Below are 19,612 nucleotides of genomic sequence, written 5' to 3'. Positions count from 1 at the left end.
CTTCGCCGATCGACTGGGGCCGCGGTGTTCACGCCGACGGTGCCGGTCGTCACCGGGGCGACTACTTGAAAGTAACCTACGGTGCCGTAACCTGATTGTCGTGACCACCTCCGCCCCGCTTCGCCTGAAGCCGGTCGACATCGGTAAGCCCCGGATGCGCGGCTGGCTGCACACGTACGCCTTCTTCGTCGCGGTGGCGTGCGGCATCGTGCTCTGCTCGATCGCCGCTACCCGGCCGGGGTGGGCGCCCCTGGTGAGCTGCCTCATCTACAGCCTGACCGTCTGCGGGCTCTTCGGCACGAGCGCGTTGTACCACCGTCGGGTGTGGTCGGAGCGCGGCTACCAGGTGATGCGCCGGATGGACCACTCGATGATCTTCGTGTTCATCGCCGGCACGTACACACCGCTCTGCGTGATGCTGCTCGCGCCCCGGCCGGCCACCGTGATGCTGGCCCTGGTCTGGGCTGGCGCACTGGCCGGCGTGGCGCTCAAGCTGGTCTGGCCGCACGCGCCGCGCTGGGTGTCCGCGCCGCTCTACCTGGCGCTGGGCTGGGTGGCGGTGGCCATGCTGCCGGAGATCCTGCACGGCGGCGGTGTCGCGGCGCTGGTGCTGCTGATCGTCGGCGGCGCGATCTACAGCGTGGGCGCGATCTTCTACGCGTTGCGGCGGCCCAATCCGTGGCCGACCGTCTTCGGTCACCACGAGTTCTTCCACGCCTGCACGCTGCTGGCGGCGCTCTGCCACCACATCGCGATCTACTTCGCGCTGTTCGCCTGATCCAGACGGTCGGAGCCGGTCACCCGATCGGCCGGAGCCTGTTCGCCTCACCCGAACAGCCGGGGCGCGAGCTTGGTCGACATGCGAGCCGGGGCCCCGCGACGCTGCGGGACCCCGGAGTGCGCGGGCGAGGATCAGACCGGGCGGCCCGGCCGACGAACCTCGCGGTACTCCCGCATGACCTGGTCGTCCTGGACCGGCACGACCCGGTCGGCCACCACGCGCTCCTCGCGGACCGGAGCGGCGACCACCCTGCGGCGGCGGCTGTTCCAGAAGTAGAGGGTGGCGAGCAGGCCGGCGACGCCGGCCAGCATCAGCACCCAGCCGACCACGGACAGGTCAAGCCAGCCCAGGTCGGCTTCCACGGCAAATGCGAGGATCGCGCCAAGCGCGATCAAGAAAATGCTGCCACCAATGCCCATGTCTCGCTCCTCGGCTCTAACCTGGCGTACGACGCGCCGCGGCCGTCGGTAGGGGTGCGGCAGGCATTGACTTACCCAGGCACGGAGATCGCCAATCGGGCAAGCTGGGGGCATGACGGACGCCGACTCCGAGACACGGACACTGGTCCTGCTACGGCACGCCAAGGCCGAGCAGGGTAGCGACGCGGCGGACGACGCCGACCGGCCGCTCAGCGCACGCGGGGAAGCCGACGCGGCAGCGGCCGGCGCGTGGCTGGCGCGGCAGGGCCTGCTACCTGACGTGGTGATCTGCTCGCCAGCCAGGCGTACCCGGCAGACCTGGCACGGGGTGGCGATGGGGATGGCCGGTGCACCGCCGGAGGGAGGTCCGAGCGGTCCTCTACCGACCGTCCGTTATGAGCCCGGCGCGTACGACGCCCACCCCGAGGAATTGTTGGCGCTGGTCCGGGCGGTCGACCCGGCCGCCCAGACCGCCTTACTCATTGCCCACAATCCAGGCATTTCCCTGCTCTCCGCGCTCCTCGACCCGGACGGCGCGGCAGAGGAGGGTCTGCGTACCGCCGAACTGGCGGTGCATCGTGGCCGATTCGGCTGGGCGGAGTTGGGTCGGGCTGGGGCCCCGATCACGGCAGGGCACATCGCACGCGACTGAGCCACCCGCCGGTTCCGGCGGGTGGCTCAGAGGTACGCGCCCAGGTCGTCCTCAGGACGGCGGAGCGGTTGGTGGCGGCGGGTCTGGCGGCGGCGGCATCATCGCGGTGGGATGAGAGAGCCGGTTCTCCTCCACGATGAGGGTTCGGGCCCGCTTACGCCGGTCCTGCCAGAACCAGAGCGTGGTCAGCAGTACGGCCAGGCCGGCCAGGATGAAGACCCAGCCGACGGCCCGTACGTCGATCCACCAGACGTTGGCTCTCAGCGCGAAGGTCAGGATCGCGCCGATCGCGATGAGAAAGATGCCGCTTCCTACACCCATATGCGCTGCACTCCCCCGTGCGGTGGCTCTGGGCGTTCCCTTTCGAGGTCACGCGACGGTTACCCGTCACGACGCCGGCATACCCGGCCGGGCTGGCCCAATGCGTGCCCGCCCCGGCGGCCAGACGCCTCTCGCGCGAGGAGGCCGGACCGCCCGGGGGCGTGATCTCGCCGGTTCGGCAGGGGCATCCATCCGGACGCAGCGACGGCCGGCGGGGCATGTCGCCCTCGCCGGCCGTCGGTGTCGGTACGGGGTGGTGCGACCGGAACCGTCAGCCGTGCCGTGGCACGGTCAGAAGGCCTCCTCCGGGAGGTCCATGATGTCGAGGTCGGCACCCTCGATGATCCGCCGGTCGGCGCCGATGCGGGGCAGCACCTCGCGGGCGAAGAAGCGGGCGGCGGCCACCTTGCCGGTGTAGAACGCCTTGTCGCTGGTGGAGACGTCGCCGGCCAGCGCCTTCAGCGCCACGTCGGCCTGCCGCTGGAGCAGCCAGCCGACGACCAGGTCGCCGATCGCCAGCAGGAAGCGCCGGCTGCTGAGCCCGACCTTGTAGAGCGCCCGGGTGTCGCCACCCTGCGCCTCGCCCAGCCAGCCGGTCATCACGCCGAGGATGTTCTGGACCTCGGCCAGCGCCTTACCGAGCGCCTGCCGCTCCTCCTTGAGCTGACCGTTGCCCGCCTCGGAGGAGATGAACTCCTGGATCTCGCCGGCTACCGCCATCAGTGCCTTGCCGTTGTCCCGGACGATCTTGCGGAAGATCAGGTCCAGGCTCTGGATGGCGGTGGTGCCCTCGTACAGAGTGTCGATCTTGGCGTCGCGGACGTACTGCTCCAGCGGGTAGTCCTGGAGGAACCCGGAACCGCCGAAGGTCTGCAGCGACTCGTGCCCGAGCAGCTCGTAGGCCCGCTCCGACCCGACGCCCTTGACCAGCGGCAGCAGCAGGTCGTTGACCCGCTTGGCCAGCTTGGTGGCCTTCTCGTCGCCGGCCGCCTCGGCAATCGCGACCTTGTCCTGCCAGGAGGCGGTGTAGAGGACCAGAGCACGAAGACCCTCGGCGTACGACTTCTGCAGCAGCAGCGAACGACGCACGTCCGGGTGGTGGGTGATGGTGACCCGCGGGGCCGCCTTGTCCGCCTGCTGGATCAGGTCGGCGCCCTGCACCCGGCTCTTCGCGTACTCCAGGGCGTTGAGGTAGCCGGTGGAGAGGGTCGCGATCGCCTTGGTGCCGACCAGCATCCGGGCGTACTCGATGATCATGAACATCTGCCGGATGCCGTCGTGCTTGTCACCGAGCAGCCAGCCCTTGGCCGGCACGCCATGCTCGCCGAAGGTCAGCTCGCAGGTGTTGGAGACCTTCAGGCCCATCTTGTGTTCGACGTTCGTGGTGTAGACGCCGTTGCGCTCACCCAACTCGCCGGTGGTCTCGTCGAAGTGGAACTTCGGCACCACGAAGAGCGACAGGCCCTTGGTGCCGGGGCCACCGACGCCCTCCACGCCGACCGGGCGGGCCAGCACGTAGTGCACGATGTTGTCGCTCAGGTCGTGCTCGCCCGAGGTGATGAAGCGCTTCACGCCCTCGATGTGCCAGGAACCGTCGGGCTGCTGGGTCGCGCGGGCGCGGCCGGCACCAACGTCCGAGCCGGCGTCCGGCTCGGTGAGCACCATCGTGGAGCCCCACTGCTTGTCGATGAAGAGCTTGGCCCACTGCTTCTGCCGGTCGGTGCCCTCGACGTGCAGTACGTGCGCGAAGGACGGGCCGGAGGCGTACATCCAGATGGGGGCGTTCGAGCCGAGCACCAGCTCGGCGAGCGCCCACCAGAGGGCACGGGGCGCGTTGGTGCCACCCAGCTCTGGCGGCAGGTCCAGGCGCCAGAACTCGGAGTCCATGAATGCCTGGTAGGACTTCTTGAACGACGCCGGCAACGGCGCGGTGTGCGTGGCCGGGTCGAACACCGGCGGGTTGCGGTCACTGTCCGTGTAGCTGGCGGCAAGATCCTCGCGGGCGAGGCGGTCGAGCTCGGCGAGGAAGCTGCGGGCGGTGTCGGCGTCGAGATCCGAGTACGGCTCCTGGCCGAACGCCCGGTCCGCCCCAAAGACCTCGAACAGGTTGAACTCAAGGTCCCGCAGGTTGCTCTTGTAGTGGGTCATGCTCGCTGGCCCCGCTTCCGGACAGGTGTTACCGATCAGTAACCCCAACTGTATTACTCGCGGGTAGCCAGCGACAAGCGGATCACCCAAGTGACGGCGATTACACACCTTCGTGCCCCCGAGCGGGATCAGCTCTCGGTGGCACCGACCTCCCAGCTCGGAACGGCCGCAGCCGCGCCGGTACGGGCACCGACGTACTCCATGAGGACCAGCGCGATGTCGTCGTCCAGACGCCCGTGGACCCACTCGATCAGAGCCGTCTCCAGCGAGGCCAACCCGTTGGCGACCGTGCCGTGGCCGAGCAGCCGCCAGGCCCGGTCGGCGGTGGGGAAGAACTCGCCGTCCCGGCGCGCCTCGCCGAGCCCGTCGGTGAACAGCAGTAGCCGGTCACCGGGCTCCAGGCGTTCGACCCGGGGGCGGACCACCGGCATGAACCCGAGCGGAGGTGCCGGTGCCGGCGGTTCCAGCGGGATCACCGCGCCGCGGCGCAGCAGCAGCGGCGGCGGGTGGCCGCAATTGACGATGGTGAGTGTGCCGCCGCGCTCCTCGACCAGCGCCGCGGTCACGAAATCCTCGTCACCGACATTGCGGGCCACCGCACGGTCCAGGTCGGCGACGATGGCACGCAGGTCGGCCCGCTCGTACGCCACGTGCCGGTAGGAGCCGAGCACGATGCTGGCCAGCCGGACCGCGTCCAGGCCCTTGCCGCGTACGTCACCGATGATCATGCGCACGCCGTATGGCGTGTCGATCGCCTCGTACAGGTCACCGCCGATCTCGGCGGTCGCCGTGGAGGAGATGTACCGACCGGCGACCGACAGCGTGCCGATCTGCGGCCCGAGGGGGCGCAGCACCGCCTGCTGGGCGACCGAGGCGAGCCTGGTCAACTCGACGATCCGCTCCGCCTGCCGCTGGCGGACCGAGGTCACCGCCGCCGCCAGCCCGGTGGCGAGCGCGATCCCGACCACGTCGACCGAGGTGTCCAGCGACATCTTCGGCTCGACCAGGGCGAAGGCGGCTCCGACCACTGTCGCCGCGACGCCCACGCCCAGCACCACCGGCCAGGAGGCCAGCGCGGCGGCGAGAACGGGTACGGCCGCCAACAGCGCGACGTAGTGCGCCCAGCGTCCGTCCGCCGCCTCCACCGCCGACACGATCGCGAGCAGAACGAGGGCCGCGCCGAGGCCGGCGCGGGATCCGGGGCTCAGCGGGCGACGGCCCGGCTGGAGGAATCGCGTGGATACGAGGGACAGTTTGCCTGATCCTCGTGAAACGGTGAATGAACCTGACCCCTCGTCCGAGGAGGTTCTGACCGGCCGGGCCAATCGGGCGACCAGATCGACGTCACCCGCCCCGCTCAGCCGAGGACCTCGTAGCGGACGGTGAGCGCGCCGACGTCGACGGAGGCGATGGTGGCGAACGCGGCCCGGGAGAGGTCCAGGCACCGGCCGTCGATGAAGGGACCACGGTCGTTGATCCGGACCACGACCGACTTTCCGTTGGCCGGGTTGGTCACCCGGACCTTGGTGTTGAACGGCAGCGTCTTGTGCGCGGCGGTCAGGGCGTTCGGGTTGAACGACTCACCGTTGGCGGTGAGCTGCCCGTCGGAGTAGAACGAGGCCCCACACGAGCCGCTGTCCAGGACCTTCGCCGCCGCCGTGGTCTTCTTGGCGGTCGGGCTCGGCTTGGGTGACGCGGTGCGGGCCCTGCCTCGGGAGGCGGCCTGCTGCGACCGGGTGGCCGACGGGCTGGCGGACGCGCTCGGGGAGGCGCTGGCACTTGGAGAGGCGGCCGGCGTAGTGGGGGCGATGCTGCTGGCGGCGGTGGTCGGGGTGAGGTCGAGAGCCGTCTGCCCGGACTGGGCGGAGTTGGAGGTCAGCTGCACGGCACCGAACGTGCCCCCGACGGCGAGGGCGACGCCGACCGCCGCGGTGGCCACGACGCCCGCCGGAGAGGAGAAGATGCGGGTACGGGAGTGCCTGCCTGCCACCGGCCCGGTCCTTTCGTCGACTGAACAAACCGGGTCGGACCGTAACGAGAGAAGTACTTCCGAAGTCAACGTGATCATCGTGGTATGACCGTATTTGCACTGGTACGTGTAGCCGATCATCCGACCCGGGGTGGGCCGGCTGGCCCGGGTGCCGGCACGTCGACCGAACGTGCCGGAGGATGAGTGGATGCCCGCTGAGCTCACCGACCGCCTGGCCGCCCTGTTCCGGTGGGTCGACCCCGGCCCGGGCACGAGTCACCTGGTCAGCGACATCTCCGGTTGGTGGCGGGACCCGGAGGTCCTGGCCGAGCTGGGACCAGCCCTGGTGGCGCCGCATCGGGCCGCCCGGCCGACGGTGGTGCTCGCCCCGGCGGTCACCGGGCTGCTGCTCGGGCCACTGGCCGCCACCGCACTCGGGGTCGGTTTCGTGGCCGCACACAAACCCGGCGACGGACGGCTGCCGGCCGGGCCGCTCACCTGGGCGCAGAGCGCACCGGACTACCGGGGCCGGCAGGTCGACCTGGCCGTGCGGGACCGGCACCTCGGCACCGGCGACCGGGTGCTGGTGGTGGACGACTGGGTGCGCACGGGCGCGCAACTCCGCGCCCTCTACGACATCTGTGCCACGCGCGGCGCCGAGGTGCTGGGCACCGCAGTGGTGGCCGTCGACTGCCCGCCCGAGGTCGCGGCCGACCTACGGATCACCGGCCTGATCAACGCCGCTGATCTACCGGCTTGACCTGAACCGCCCTTCACCTTCGACGATCGATGGATGAGTGACGGAATCCTCGACGAGGCGTACGAACGACTGCACCGCACCGGCCCCGAATTCGAGGGCTGGCTCTCCAACCACGGGCCGATGGCCGTCGAGGCGTTGACCCGACACGGGCACCAGCAGCAGGTGCACCGCTGGCTGGACGACTACCTCGGCCGGCTCGACGAGCTGCCCCGAGGGCTGCACCCGATCACCGACTGGCGAGGGGCACTGGGCGACGCGAAGCGGTCCGGGGACTGGCTGGCGTACTTCGACCGACAACTGCGCGAACACCCCTGGCGCGACGTGCTCGGCACCTGGTGGCCCCGACTACTGCCGGGCATCGCCGCCGGCGCCACCCACGGAGTGATCCGGGTCGGGCACGCCGTACGCGCGCTCGAAACCGACGACACGACCCCGCACCGGCGCACCGAACTGGCCCAGGCCCTCGGCTACTGGGCGGCGCGTTGGCAGCCGGTCCCGGGCGCGGACCGGGTGCCGGACGACCCCTCCGCCGCTGCGAGGCCGTTGGACGTGGACGCGGCGCTGGCCGGGCTACCCCGGATCGAGGACCAGACCGGGGGCATCCTCGATCGGCTGGGGCGGCTGCCTGGCGTACCCCGATGGGAGCCGGCGCTCGCGGCGCTGCGCCCGGCGCGGAGCCCGGCCGAGGCGGAGAGCGGCCTCACCGCGTTGGTGCACCGCGCCGGTCTGGACTACCTGCGCTTCGGGCACACCGCGCCGGTCATGCTGGTGCACGCGGTCACCGCGCCGACCGCTGTGCTGCGTACCCTGCCGGCTCTGGACCGGGCGCTGTGGGCGCCGAGCCTCGCCGCGGCCTGGGCCGCGACGGCGGCCGTGACCTCGGTGTACGCCCCAGCCGACGGCATCGCGCCGCCGACCGTGACCGCCGCGACCCCGGCGGAGGTCTTCGCCCGAGCGGCTCGGCACGGCGACGAGCACGTGGTCAAGCTGGCCGACGCGGTGCTCGACGCGCACGCGGTCAGTGGCGACCACCGACTCCTCGCCGCCCCCGGCTACGCCGGGCAGATGATCTGACCGATCCGAGCACAATGCGGCGGCGGTGTCAGGCGCACTGGCCTAGCCTCGGCAGGATGTGGCCTCGGATCGGTGAACTGCGCACCCTCGCCCTCGGCACCCCCGGCGAACTGCGGGCGACCCTCAACACCCTCGTGCTGGCCGGCGTGAAGACCGCGACGGCCGGTCGCCTCGCCGAGTACGCGGAGGAGGGCGAGGAGCTGGAGCACGTCGGCGAACGGTTGGCCCTGGTCGACGACGACGATGCGCTGGCCGGCGTCGTGGAGATCACCGGGGTGGAGGTGGTCCGTTTCGCCGACGTGCCGTGGGAGTTCGCCCGCGCCGAGGGCGAGGGGGATCGGTCGATCGAGGAGTGGCGGACCGGGCACGCGACCTACTGGGCGCGGCTCGGCACACCTGTCGACGACGACAGCCCGATCGTCTGCCTACGCCTGCGGCTGGTCTCCGGGGGCGAGGGTGGGGTGGCCAGCGGCGACCTGGGCACCTGACAGACCTCAGCCACGCAGCTCCGGCAGCAGTCCGGTCGCCACGTCCGACAGCACGTTCTCGTCGCCGGCGTACCAGCTGCTGGCCCGTGGCCAGTGCGTCACCACGTCGGTGAAGCCCAGGTCGGCGGCCCGGCCGACCTGGTCGGCGAAGAACTGGGCGCTGCTGAGCGAGAACACCGGCGCGGCGTCCAGCGAGAGATAACGGTCCAGGGTGGCCGGGTCGCGGCCGGCCTCGTCCAGCGCGCGGTCCATCCGCGCGGACAGCGCCGACACGCTGCCCCACCAGCTCTCCAGGTCGTTGTCGTCGCCGGTGCCGGTGGTCACCCAGCCCTGGCCGAACCGGGTCACCAGCCGCATCGACCGCGGCCCGTTGGCGGCCATCACGAAGGGCACCCGGGGCTGCTGGACGCAGCCCGGATTGTTGCGGGCGTCGACCGCGGCGAACCAGTCACCGCGCCAGGTCGTGCCGTCCTCGCGCAGGATCAGATCGAGCAGCTCGGCGAACTCGGCGAACCGGTCGACGCGCTGACGCGGCGGCAGCGTCTCACCGCCCAGCACGGCCGAGTCGAAACCGATGCCGCCCGCGCCCAGGCCGAGCAGCAGCCGACCGGCAGAGACGTCGTCCACAGTGGTGATCTGCCGGGCGAACGCGGCCGGGTGCCGGAAGTTCGGCGACGCCACGAGGGTGCCCAGCCGGATCCGGGAGGTGACCGTCGCGGCGGCGGTCAACGTGGCCATCGAGTCGAACCACGGGCCGTCGACCAGGTCCCGCCAACCCAGGTGGTCGTACGTCCAGGCGTGGTCGAATCCCCACTCGTCGACCTGCCGCCACCGACGCTGCGCCTCCGCCCACCGCTGGTCCGGCAGGATCACGATGCCAATCCGCATGATCGCCAGCCTAGACCGGGGCACCACCCGGGCCAGGTCGCCGTACGACGTCGTTCGGTTGCACCCGGCCGCTAGCCTGCGCCAGTAAGTGACCCACGTCACACTGCTCTCGGGTAGGGGTGCGGCGTTCGGCTCCGACCCCTTGGCGAGCCGCACCCCGTCCGGGGGTGTGACCAGGGAGAGGACCAGCGCGATGACGAAGGTGACCGCACAGCTGTCGGTGTCGGCGGACGGGTTCTACGCCGGCCCGCTGTTCGACGGCGACGGCGACTGGATGGACTCGGCCGAGAGCGCCGGATTCTTCCGGGTCACCCGCTGGGTGACCGAGGCGTCGGCCTGGCGTGAACGACAGGGCTTCGCCGGTGGCGAGCAGGACACCAACTCCGAGGTGATCGCCGAGACTTTCGAGGCGGCCGGCGCGTACGTGATGGGACGCCGGATGGCCGACGGCGGTGAGGTGCCGTGGGGTGACGAGCCACCGTTTCGCGCACCGGTCTTCGTCGTCACCCACCGCCCCCGCGAGCGTCTGCTGCGGCAGGGGGGAACCAGCTTCACCTTCGTCACGGACGGGGTGGCCAGCGCCGTCGAGCAGGCCCGTGCCGTGGCCGGCGGCAAGAACGTCGCGGTGGCCGGGGGCGGCAGCCTGGTGCGGCAGGTCATCAAGGCAGGTCTGCTCGACGAGTTGGAGCTGCACGTCGTACCGGTCGTGCTCGGCACCGGCCTGCGACTGTTCAACGCGGACCTCGACCTCGCCGAGAAGGAGGCGATCGAGCTGACGCCGACCCGCGTCATCCACACACCACAGGTCACCCACATCCGGTACGCCGTCAACGGTCGAGCCCCGCTGGTGCTCGACGATCGGGGCAGCGGCGGCGGCCCGACGGTGACCAGGTGACACGGTCGATCCGGGAGGAGACGAGGATGCCGCAACTGTTGCGAGTGCAGTGCTTCAACGTTTCGCGCGACGGGTTCGGCACCGGAGAGGGGCAGAGCCTGGAACGGCCCTTCGGCCACGCCGACCCCACCCCGCTGTTCTCCTGGCGGGCCGCCACCGCCAGCTTCGTGTACCGCACCGAGCCCGGCGGCAGCCGGGGTCTGGACGACTACCTGACCCGCGACGCCGAGTGCAACATCGGCGCCGAGATCATGGGCCGCAACAAGTTCGGCCCACAGCGTGGCCCCTGGGAGAACCATGACTGGCAGGGCTGGTGGGGGGAGAACCCGCCGTTCCACACGCCGGTCTTCGTGCTCACCCACCACGTACGTCCGTCGTTCACACTGGCCGACACCACGTTCCACTTCCTCGACGCCAGTCCGGCCGAGGCACTGGCCCAGGCGAAGCAGGCGGCCGACGGCCGGGACGTACGCCTCGGTGGTGGAGTCGCCACCATCCGCGAGTTCCTCGAAGCCGATCTGGTCGACACGATGCACATCGCCGTCGCGCCCGTCGACCTCGACCGGGGTGAGCGGTTGTGGGACAGCCCCGCCGAACTTCTCGACCGCTTCCACCTGGAATCGGTGCCCAGCCCCAGCGGGATCACCCATCTCCTGTTCTGGCGACGATGACCGCGGGTCGCAGACCGTGGACGGTCTCCGTTACGCCTGAACGGAGACCGTCCGGGATCCGTGCCTGCTAAGCGAGGCGGGACAGCACCAGCATGCGGTTGCCGTCGGGATCCGTGACCCGCGCGGACCGTTCCCCCCACGGCTGGTCGACCGGCTCCTCGACGACCGTGGCACCGCCCGAGCGCAGGGCGTGCACCGCGACGTCGCAGTCGTCGGCGTAGACGCACAGCTCCCAGCGGTGCGACTCGGCCGGGTCGCCGGCCTCCGGGTTGGCGGCCAGGCCGAGCTCGCTGCTGCCCAGCCGGAGCGCGACGAACTCCGGAACACCCTCGTCCGGGAACCGGTAGGTCAGCTCGAAGCCGACCACATCCCGGTAGAACCCGATCAGTCGTGGCAGGTCAGGTGTCGTCACGATCGGAAAGGCTTCGGTGAACACGGACCACCTCCGAGCCGGACACTAGCCGGTGCCGGGGCCAGCTGGAACTACCACTGTCGATACCGGCGGTGTCGTCGCCGGGTAGGGACCCCGTGTCAGGGGTCGTGTCAGAGCCGCGTCAGGGGGATGACAGGCCGGCCGCCGATGGTAGACCGCATGACGAGTTCAGCGATCGCGGTCTCCGGACTGCGCAAGGCCTACAAGGACAAGGTCGTGCTCGACGGCATCGACCTGGACGTCCCCGCAGGCACGATCTTCTCCCTACTCGGCCCGAACGGGGCCGGCAAGACGACCACGGTGAACGTGCTGACCACGTTGGTGAAAGCCGACGGCGGGACCGTACGCGTCGCCGGACACGACGTCGCTACCCAGGCCAAGGCCGTCCGCGCGGCGATCGGAGTCACCGGCCAGTTCGCGGCGGTGGACGAGCTGCTGACCGGTCGGGAGAACCTCCAGCTGATGGTGGACCTCAGCCCGATACCGGCCAAGGACGGCAAACGGATCGTCACGGAGCTGCTGGAACGGTTCGACCTGACGGAGTCGGCGCAGAAGCCGGTGTCGACCTACTCCGGGGGGATGCGCCGCAAGCTGGATCTGGCGATGACCCTCGTCGGCGATCCGCGGATCATCTTCCTCGACGAGCCGACGACGGGCCTGGACCCGCGCAGCCGACGCACGATGTGGTCGATCATCCGGGACCTGGTGGCCGACGGTGTGACGATCTTCCTCACCACGCAGTACCTCGAGGAGGCCGACCAGCTCGCCGACCGGATCGCCGTCCTCGACCAGGGCCGCCTGGTCGCCCAGGGCACCCCCGACGAGCTCAAGCGCCAGATCCCCGGCACACACGTCCGGCTCCGGTTCGCCACCGTCGCGGAACTCGACGCGGCCGCCCGGGTGCTCAGCGACTCCACGCGAGACGACGAGGCACTCGCCCTGCGGGTGCCGAGCGACGGCGGGACGGCCTCCCTGCGCGCCCTGCTGGACCGGCTCGATGAGTACGCGATCAGCGCCGAGGGGTTCTCCGTGCAGACGCCGGACCTCGATGACGTCTTCCTCGCCCTGACGGGCAACCGCACCCAGGAGGTATCCGCGAAATGAGCGCCAAGTCCCACTCGATCGTCATGTTGCGCCGCAACTTCAAGCACATCGCCCGCAACCCGACCTCGGTGTTCAACGCGGTGCTGATGCCGATCGTGATCATGTTGATGTTCGTGTACATGTTCGGCGACGCCTTCAACGTCGGTGTCGACTACGTCGACTACGCGACTCCCGGCCTGATGCTGCTGGCGGTCTGCTATGGCCTGGGGGCCACCGCGACCGCGGTGAACTCCGACATGACGAAGGGCATCATCAACCGGTTCAAAGTCATGCACGTCTCCCGTGGCGCGGTACTGACCGGTCACGTCGTCGCCAGTGTGCTGACCAACCTGGTCGCCATCGCGGCCCTCGTCGGGGTGGCGTTCCTGCTCGGATTCAGCCCCTCGGCGACCCTCCTCGGTTGGCTCGGCGCGATCGGCATCGTCGTGCTGCTCGGTTTCGCCGCAGGCTGGCTCACCGTCGCGCTGGGCCTGTCGGCGAAGTCACCGGAGACCGCCGGGCTGGCCTCCGTACCGCTGGTCATGCTGCCGTTCTTCAGTAGCGCGATCGTGCCGGCGGACAAGATGGGGCCAGGGCTCCGCGAGTTCGCGGAATACCAGCCCTTCACGCCGATCATCGAGACCCTGCGCGGATTCCTCAACGGCACGCCGTCCGCCGGCGACGTGATCCCCGCCCTCGCCTGGTGCGTCGCCATCGCACTCGTCGGCTACCTGTGGGCGCGGTCCACGTTCACGAAGCGAGCGTGACCGCGACCAACTCCCTCCAGTTCGTCCGAGTGCCCTCCAGCGCCGCCTCTGCGATTCCCACATCGCCGAGGCGGCGCCGCACTGTCTGCTCGATCCGGGCCACGTCCGGGTGGGAACGATCTGGCCGTCCGCGGACGGAGTTGCTCGCCGCGAGCAGGCGCGCGGCCTGCTCGTACTGGTCCTGCCGTAGGGCGAGGTCCGCAACTCCGACGAGCGCCTGCGAGATCGACGGCGCGTGACCCGTCTCGGCAGCCGCCTCGCAGGCCGCGGCGCGGTGCCGACGGACCTCGTCGAGATCGTCGGCGAGGTACCCGAGCAGGTCGTGGGTCACCGCGCGGATGTGCGCCTGTTCGGCCTCGTCGCGCAACAGGCCGGCCACGACATCGATCTGCCGCGCCACCTCCTCCGCGTCGCCACGCCAGCGGGCGAGTTCCGCCTGCGACAGCGCCAACACGGCCAGCGCTCCCGGCCACGTGACCCGTCGCGCGTACCGCCGCGCCTCGGCCAGCGCCGACGCGCTGGACTCCTCGTCGCCCAACAACCAGTACAGCTGAGCCTGTCGCGAGCGCATCCGGATGATGTCCTCGACGGTGCCGACCTCGGTCACCACCGCGACCGCCTCGTCGTAGTACCCGCAGGCACGCGCGAACTCGCCGCGTACGGCGATCAGCTCCGACAACTCGGTCAGGGCGAACGAGATCCCGAACCGCTCGCCGAGAGCCCGGAACTCGGTGAGCGCCGACTCGAAGTACGCGTCCACCTCCGGCCCGTGCTGGCCGAGAATGATCCGCATCTTGCCGAGTTGCAGCCGGGCCAGCGCACGCACCCAGGGATCCTCGTCGTCCAACAGTGGCTCCCACGCGGCCAGGATCGCGTCCGGAGCCCGCAGCATGCGTTCCAGCGGGACCACGAGCGCCACGCCCGGGTGGCTGCCGTGACTGCGTTGGCTGACCTCGTACGCCTTGTGGATCCACTCCGCCGCCTGGCGCTCGTCACCCGGCCCGGAGTTGATGAAGAGCACGACCAGTGCGTACACCGTGGCCCGGATCTCGTCGGTCACCTCGCCGGGCGTCTCGGTGGCCGCGGTGATCAGCTCCATCCCTTCGGTCCGATGGCCGCCGAGCCACCAGTACCAGCCGCCACCGGCCGCCAGCCGCATCGCCGCTTCCGCCTCGCCGGCGGCGAGCGCACCGCGCATCGCGGCACCGATGTTGTCGTGTTCGAGTTCGAGGGTGGCGAGCCACCGCAGCTGGTCCGCGCGGCGAAGGTGCGGCTCCGCCGTCTCGGTGAGGTCGGTGAAGTAGGCCAGGTGTGCGTGGCGCGCGAGATCCGACTCGCCCGCCTCGGCGAGCCGCTGCGCGGCGTACTCCTTGATCGTGCCGAGCATGCGGTAGCGCGGCGCCTCGTCGCCCTCGGCGACCAGCAGCGACTTCTCGGCGAGCGCGGTGAGCAGTTCGAGCATCTCCTCCCGCTCGACCACGTCGTCGGCGCACACCCGTTCGGCAGCTTCCAGACTGATCCCGCCGGAAAACACCGAGAGCCGGCGCAGGACCGCTCGTTCGGCGTCGGTCAGCAGCTCCCAGCTCCAGTCGACCACGGCACGCAGCGTCCGATGCCGGGGCAACGCGGTACGGCTGCCGCCGGTCAGCAGGCGGAAGCGGTCGTCGAGCCGCCTGGCGAGCTGGTCGACGGACATGGTGCGCAGCCGGGCCGCAGCCAGTTCGATCGCCAGCGGCATCCCGTCCAGCGCCCGACACACCCGCGCCATCGTCGACGACGTGTGGGCGTCGAGCGCCAGATCCCTGCGTACAGCGCCCGCTCGATCCCGCAGCAACCGGACTGCGGGAGAGGATTCGATCTCAGCGGGGTCGGCGTCGAGGGCCGGCAGGGCCAACGGAGCGACCGGCCACAGCGCCTCGCCGGTGATGCCCAACGGCTCCCTGCTCGTCGCCAGGATCCGCAACCGCCGACACTCTCCGAGAAGTCGATGGGCGACCACCGCCGCCGACTCGATCACGTGCTCGCAGTTGTCCAGGATCAGCAGCGCCTCCCGCTCACGGATCGCGGCGACGAGTCGATCGATCAGCTCCAGGTTCGGTGCCTCGCCGAGCAGAGCGTCCCGAAGCCCGAGCCCGGCGAGCGTCGCCTGCACCACGTCACCGTCCGCGCCGATCGCGGCAAGCTCGACCAGCCAGACCCCGTCCGGCAGGTCATCGAGCATCAGGCGCGCGGTTTCCGTGGCCAGCCTGGTCTTCCCCGAGCCACCCGGTCCGATCAGTGTCGTGAGCCGATGTGCGGCGACGAGCGCACCCACCCGGGCGACAGCGTCGTCCTTGCCAACGAAGCTGCTCAACTCGGCCCGGAGGTTGGTCTTGCGGTTCTCCTCCCGCCGGCCCAACTCGCCCCGCAGCAACGCGACGTGCAACGCCGAAAGCTCCGGCGAGGGATCGACACCCAACGCGTCGGCCAGAGCCTCGCTCGTGCGCTGGTACACCAGCAGCGCCTCGTTGTCCCGACCGCTCGCGGCGAGCGCACGCATCAACAACATGACGAGCCGTTCCCGCACCGGGTGCGCGGCCACCAGGTCGGTCAACTCCTCGACCAGCTCGGGACCGCGCCCGAGGCTGATCTCCACGTCGAAGCGATCCTCCACAGCGGTCAGGCGCAGCCTCTCCAGTCGGGTGACCGCCGCCTCGAACGTCGCGCTGTCGATCACACCGACGTCCTGCATGGCCGCACCCCGCCACAGGGCGAGGGCCTCGCGGAGCCGCCGGACCCGCTGCGGACCCTCGTCGTCACGCGCCTGGCCGACGAGGCGTTCGAACCGTACGGCGTCGACGAACTCCGGTGCCACCGTCAACTGATAGCCGTCGGTCTGCCCCTCGATCGCACCGTCCGGCAGCAGTTTTCGCAGCCGGGACACCAGGCGGTGCAGGGCGTTCGCCGCATCGGTGGGCGGGCTCTCACCCCAGATCCAGTCCACGAGAGTCGCCTTCGAGACCACGTGAGCCGGGCTGAGCGCGAGGGCGGTCAACAGCCCACGGAGCCGTGCACCGGGCACGTCGATGACGGTGCCGTCGTCCGTGCGGACCTCGAATGGACCAAGTAACCCGACCTGCACCCCGCAGATCTTGCCACGAATATGAAGAGCCCCCGCTTTGCCGACGTGGCAGAGGCCCGCGGGTCACCGGCCGCCGCACGACACCCCGCGTGCGAGCGTTCTGAGTCGTAGCTCATGGCAGGGGTGTGCCTGCGGTGCCCGACAACCACTCGGGCCGGCGCTGATGCACGGGCGAGGCCGCCGCGGCAGCCGATGGCCGGAAGCTCGACGAGGTGACCTTGCAAGACCGAAGGCCCGCCCAAGATTTGAATCCTGGCCGGGCCTTCGTGGTGGAGCGGGTGACGGGAATCGAACCCGCACTGTCAGCTTGGGAAGCTGATGTTCTGCCATTGAACTACACCCGCAAGCGGCACCACTGTACCCGAGACGTCGAGCCTGTGCACCCAGGCTCCCCAGCCCGCCGCTGATCCACTCGGCTTGCTGAAAATCGGGGTATCCGAGCTGGCGGGACACCGCGACGTCATTGACGCGTAGTCGATCATGGGAGGCGCCGGGGCGGGGCGGGCGTACACCCGGTGTCGGCTCCGCCACGACGGAGCCGGCACCGACGTCTTTCGGGCCGCGGTCAGGCGGCCGTGCACTGGACGTCACGGCTGAGGCGGGTCGGGCGAGCCGGCGGTACGGAGACGGGGGCAGCCGCCGCCGACGAGGCGTGCGGGTCGAGCCAGACCCGAACAGCCGGCCGGCCCGGCGCGACGCCCGGAACGCCGGTGACCTGCTGCTCACGGCGGGTCAACATGGCCACGTCGACGGTGAACTCGAAGAGCCGCCAGTCGACCTGCGGCTCTGCCCGGGCGCTCTGCGCCAGTTGCGCCACCCGGACCGGATCGGTCACCGGACGAGCACGCCCCGCCACGTAAGCCTCGTCGTCGCTCTCCTCCGGAGGGAACGAGTGCAGCGCGTAACGGCCGTCGCGTTCGAGGTCACGGCGTTTCGGAGAGTCGATGATGAAGCAGAACAGACCCTCGTCCGTGATGACCGGGGAGACCGGATGAACGCGGGGCCCGCCGTCGGCGCGGACCGTGGCCAGATAGCCGAAGCCCGGCCCGTACTGCTGAAGGAGAACGCGGATCCCGTCGGCGAGGCGGGGCTCGTCGGCGGCGAAATCGGACCAGGAAGCCATGCGAGCATTCTATCGAACAAATGTACGATCAGCGACCTCGACACGCTGGTCATCGCGTGCCTCGCTATGGTGGTCCGATGCTGCTCTCCGACCGCGACCTGGTCTCCGAGATCAAGGCCGGCACGCTGGGTCTGGAACCATTCGAGCCCACGCTGGTCCAACCCTCCAGCATCGACGTCCGACTCGACCGGCTGTTCCGGGTGTTCAACAACCACCTCTACACGCACATCGATCCGGCGATGCAACAGGACGACCTGACCTCGGCGGTCGAGGTGCCCGACGGCGAGCCGTTCGTGCTGCACCCGGGCGAGTTCGTGCTGGCGTCGACGCTTGAGGTCATCTCGCTGGGCGACCAGCTCGCCGGCCGACTCGAAGGCAAGAGCTCACTGGGCCGGCTCGGGCTGCTCACGCACTCCACCGCCGGGTTCATCGACCCGGGCTTCTCCGGTCACGTGACGCTTGAGCTCTCCAACGTGGCGAACCTGCCGATCACCCTCTGGCCGGGCATGAAGATCGGGCAGCTCTGCATCTTCCGGCTCTCCTCGCCGGCCGAGCACCCGTACGGCTCGGTGGTCTACGGATCCCGCTACCAGGGCCAGCGGGGCCCGACACCGAGTCGCGCCTGGCAGCACTGGCGCACCTGGCCGACCCGCTGACCGCCTGACGGCGAGGGCCCGCCGCGACGGGATCGCGACGGGCCCTTCGGTCACTCTCGATCAGCCTGGACGGCCGTAGCTGTGGATCGGGCCGTCGTCGACCTTCTTCATCTTGACCGGTTGGCCGGCCTGTGAGGCGTGCACCACCCAGCCGTCGCCGACGTACATGCCGACGTGGTGGATGTCGCTGTAGTAGAAGACCAGGTCGCCAGGGCGCAGGTCGGCCTTGCTGACGTCCTTGGTGACTCGGCTCTGCTGGGCGGCGTTGTGCGGCAACGACACACCGGCCTTCGCCCAGGCGGCCAGCATGAGCCCGGAGCAGTCGTACGAGTTCGGGCCCTCGGCGCCCCACACGTACGGCTTGCCGATCTGCGCGCAGGCGAACTTGACCGCCGTGCCCGCAGCGCCGCCGGGATAGCTGGCGGGGCAGGGCGCCGGACGCAGCGGGCCGCCGCCGCCGTTGCCGTACACCTTGAGGCGCAGCTTCTGCAGCCGGTCGATCTCTTCGTTGATCTGCTTCTTCTTCGCCGCCAACTGGGCCTCGGTACGGGTCAGTTGGGCCACCATCTCGTCCAGCGGCGCCTTCTGCGCGGCCAACTCGTCCCGCAGGTCGGCCACCTCGCGTACGTCCTGCTGCTGGTTGTGCGCGAACCGGTCGAGCATTTCGAGCTGACTGACCACCTCGCTGGGTGACGAGCTGCCCAACATCGCGTTGACGGTCGAGACGGTCTCGCCCTTGTACGCCCGCACGGCCAGCGCGCTGACCTTGTCCATCGCGGCGTCGACCTGCTGTTCGAGCGGGGCGATCCGGGTGGCCAGGGCGTCCGCCTGCTTGCGCTTGACGGCGAGGTCGGCCCGGGTGGCGTTGTGCCGTTCGATGATCGGTTCGAGCTTGTTCCAGTCCTCGTCGATCTGGCGCTCGATCTCGGCGACCGACGGGTCGGCGTGGGCCACAGCGGCGCTGCCGGTCAGGACGACGGCGACGCCGACCAGCGCGGCGAGAGCGGCGGTGAAGCGGGACCAGCGTGGGCGCGGCACGATCGACGTCGGGCCGGCTGCTGCCGACCGCTCGGACGACGGCCGCGGGGCATGGAGTGCCACCGGGGTTCCGTACTCCTTCTTCCTGACCGCCTACCGGGTTAGCTGACGGGTTCGGGCGGGAAGTCGGCGCCCTACCGCAGTGGCTGCGGATTCACCCCGAGGGACCTGGGTCCCCGGTTCGCTCGGAAACGACTCGGCGGTGTCGGTCCGTTACCGCCCGGGCTGGGCGGAGCTGCTGTCGGGCCGACAAATGACCAGAGTAGAGACGCCTGTTACCGATCCGCAACCCGTGCGGCCGTGACACTCCGTACCGGTCGGGCAG

General features: G+C 70.3%; 20 protein-coding genes, 1 tRNA gene and 1 riboswitch. Of the genes, 10 read left to right on the top strand and 11 right to left on the bottom strand.

From position 1 onward, the window contains the following. Window positions 1-100: 100 nt before the first annotated feature. Complete coding sequence (locus O7614_RS02015; RefSeq protein WP_278136798.1) at window positions 101-778, top strand: hemolysin III family protein; 678 nt, start codon at window positions 101-103, stop codon at window positions 776-778. A 134-nt stretch (window positions 779-912) separates the two neighbouring features. Here O7614_RS02015 and O7614_RS02010 read toward each other — a convergent pair whose 3' ends face one another. Then, a complete protein-coding gene (locus tag O7614_RS02010; protein WP_278136797.1) occupies window positions 913-1,200 on the bottom strand; it encodes a DUF6458 family protein in 288 nt (95 codons plus the stop codon). 112 nt (window positions 1,201-1,312) lie between these two features. Here O7614_RS02010 and O7614_RS02005 point away from each other — a divergent pair, with 112 nt between their 5' ends. Then, window positions 1,313-1,852 (top strand): histidine phosphatase family protein, encoded by a 540-nt coding sequence (locus tag O7614_RS02005; protein ID WP_278136796.1) that lies wholly within the window; start codon window positions 1,313-1,315, stop codon window positions 1,850-1,852. 51 nt (window positions 1,853-1,903) lie between these two features. On the opposite strand, the gene O7614_RS02000 is transcribed toward O7614_RS02005, so the two are convergent. The 4 genes from O7614_RS02000 to O7614_RS01985 form a co-directional block, all read right to left on the bottom strand. Beyond that, complete coding sequence (locus O7614_RS02000; RefSeq protein ID WP_030332052.1) at window positions 1,904-2,173, bottom strand: DUF6458 family protein; 270 nt, start codon at window positions 2,171-2,173, stop codon at window positions 1,904-1,906. A 291-nt stretch (window positions 2,174-2,464) separates the two neighbouring features. Further along, on the bottom strand, window positions 2,465-4,321 hold the full coding sequence (locus tag O7614_RS01995; protein ID WP_278136795.1) for an acyl-CoA dehydrogenase: 1,857 nt from the start codon (window positions 4,319-4,321) through the stop codon (window positions 2,465-2,467). A gap of 128 nt (window positions 4,322-4,449) precedes the next feature. Next, entirely contained in the window at window positions 4,450-5,574 is a 1,125-nt protein-coding gene (locus tag O7614_RS01990) for a PP2C family protein-serine/threonine phosphatase (protein ID WP_278142113.1), read from the bottom strand. A 104-nt stretch (window positions 5,575-5,678) separates the two neighbouring features. Continuing rightward, window positions 5,679-6,311 (bottom strand): septal ring lytic transglycosylase RlpA family protein, encoded by a 633-nt coding sequence (locus tag O7614_RS01985; RefSeq protein WP_278136794.1) that lies wholly within the window; start codon window positions 6,309-6,311, stop codon window positions 5,679-5,681. Between the two features lie 187 nt (window positions 6,312-6,498). Between O7614_RS01985 and O7614_RS01980 the strand changes: the two genes are divergently transcribed. Genes O7614_RS01980 through O7614_RS01970 form a run of 3 tightly spaced genes read left to right on the top strand, consistent with a single transcriptional unit; the run spans window position 6,499 to window position 8,612 of the window. Further along, the gene (locus tag O7614_RS01980) at window positions 6,499-7,050 is read left to right on the top strand and encodes a phosphoribosyltransferase family protein (protein WP_278136793.1); all 552 of its coding nucleotides are present in this window, start codon (window positions 6,499-6,501) and stop codon (window positions 7,048-7,050) included. A 33-nt stretch (window positions 7,051-7,083) separates the two neighbouring features. After that, a complete protein-coding gene (locus O7614_RS01975) occupies window positions 7,084-8,124 on the top strand; it encodes a questin oxidase family protein (RefSeq protein WP_278136792.1) in 1,041 nt (346 codons plus the stop codon). A gap of 56 nt (window positions 8,125-8,180) precedes the next feature. After that, complete coding sequence (locus tag O7614_RS01970; RefSeq protein WP_278136791.1) at window positions 8,181-8,612, top strand: ASCH domain-containing protein; 432 nt, start codon at window positions 8,181-8,183, stop codon at window positions 8,610-8,612. Between the two features lie 6 nt (window positions 8,613-8,618). Here the strand turns inward: O7614_RS01970 and O7614_RS01965 are convergent, their stop codons facing one another. After that, the gene (locus tag O7614_RS01965; protein WP_278136790.1) at window positions 8,619-9,500 is read right to left on the bottom strand and encodes an LLM class flavin-dependent oxidoreductase; all 882 of its coding nucleotides are present in this window, start codon (window positions 9,498-9,500) and stop codon (window positions 8,619-8,621) included. Between the two features lie 193 nt (window positions 9,501-9,693). Between O7614_RS01965 and O7614_RS01960 the strand changes: the two genes are divergently transcribed. Further along, window positions 9,694-10,395: a dihydrofolate reductase family protein gene (locus O7614_RS01960; protein ID WP_278136789.1), complete on the top strand. Its 702-nt coding sequence runs from the start codon at window positions 9,694-9,696 to the stop codon at window positions 10,393-10,395. A 26-nt stretch (window positions 10,396-10,421) separates the two neighbouring features. Then, a complete protein-coding gene (locus O7614_RS01955; RefSeq protein WP_278136788.1) occupies window positions 10,422-11,066 on the top strand; it encodes a dihydrofolate reductase family protein in 645 nt (214 codons plus the stop codon). A 67-nt stretch (window positions 11,067-11,133) separates the two neighbouring features. On the opposite strand, the gene O7614_RS01950 is transcribed toward O7614_RS01955, so the two are convergent. Beyond that, window positions 11,134-11,478 carry a VOC family protein gene (locus O7614_RS01950; protein ID WP_278136787.1) on the bottom strand — a complete coding sequence of 115 codons (345 nt, stop codon included), beginning with the start codon at window positions 11,476-11,478 and terminating at the stop codon, window positions 11,134-11,136. Window positions 11,479-11,658: 180 nt separating this feature from the next. Between O7614_RS01950 and O7614_RS01945 the strand changes: the two genes are divergently transcribed. Continuing rightward, entirely contained in the window at window positions 11,659-12,603 is a 945-nt protein-coding gene (locus O7614_RS01945; RefSeq protein WP_278136786.1) for an ATP-binding cassette domain-containing protein, read from the top strand. Next, window positions 12,600-13,349 (top strand): ABC transporter permease, encoded by a 750-nt coding sequence (locus O7614_RS01940; RefSeq protein WP_278136785.1) that lies wholly within the window; start codon window positions 12,600-12,602, stop codon window positions 13,347-13,349. Before O7614_RS01945 ends, O7614_RS01940 begins: the two co-directional genes overlap by 4 nt. On the opposite strand, the gene O7614_RS01935 is transcribed toward O7614_RS01940, so the two are convergent. The 3 genes from O7614_RS01935 to O7614_RS01925 all read right to left on the bottom strand — a co-directional run bounded on the left by O7614_RS01935 (window position 13,333) and on the right by O7614_RS01925 (window position 17,593). Continuing rightward, window positions 13,333-16,470 (bottom strand): BTAD domain-containing putative transcriptional regulator, encoded by a 3,138-nt coding sequence (locus tag O7614_RS01935; RefSeq protein WP_278136784.1) that lies wholly within the window; start codon window positions 16,468-16,470, stop codon window positions 13,333-13,335. The genes O7614_RS01940 and O7614_RS01935 overlap by 17 nt on opposite strands. A 270-nt stretch (window positions 16,471-16,740) precedes the next feature. Continuing rightward, a tRNA-Gly gene (locus O7614_RS01930) sits at window positions 16,741-16,814 on the bottom strand. 221 nt (window positions 16,815-17,035) lie between these two features. Continuing rightward, window positions 17,036-17,593: a pyridoxamine 5'-phosphate oxidase family protein gene (locus O7614_RS01925; protein ID WP_278136783.1), complete on the bottom strand. Its 558-nt coding sequence runs from the start codon at window positions 17,591-17,593 to the stop codon at window positions 17,036-17,038. A 77-nt stretch (window positions 17,594-17,670) separates the two neighbouring features. Here O7614_RS01925 and dcd point away from each other — a divergent pair, with 77 nt between their 5' ends. Next, window positions 17,671-18,249: a dCTP deaminase gene (dcd, locus tag O7614_RS01920; protein ID WP_030332009.1), complete on the top strand. Its 579-nt coding sequence runs from the start codon at window positions 17,671-17,673 to the stop codon at window positions 18,247-18,249. Window positions 18,250-18,309: 60 nt separating this feature from the next. Here dcd and O7614_RS01915 read toward each other — a convergent pair whose 3' ends face one another. Then, window positions 18,310-19,350 carry an NlpC/P60 family protein gene (locus O7614_RS01915; RefSeq protein ID WP_278136782.1) on the bottom strand — a complete coding sequence of 347 codons (1,041 nt, stop codon included), beginning with the start codon at window positions 19,348-19,350 and terminating at the stop codon, window positions 18,310-18,312. A 13-nt stretch (window positions 19,351-19,363) separates the two neighbouring features. Next, window positions 19,364-19,499: riboswitch (cyclic di-AMP (ydaO/yuaA leader) on the bottom strand. Between the last annotated feature and the right edge of the window lie 113 nt (window positions 19,500-19,612).

Source organism: Micromonospora sp. WMMD961 (assembly GCF_029626145.1).
Taxonomy (GTDB): Bacteria; Actinomycetota; Actinomycetes; order Mycobacteriales; family Micromonosporaceae; genus Micromonospora.
This window is presented reverse-complemented; position numbering and strand designations above follow the sequence as displayed.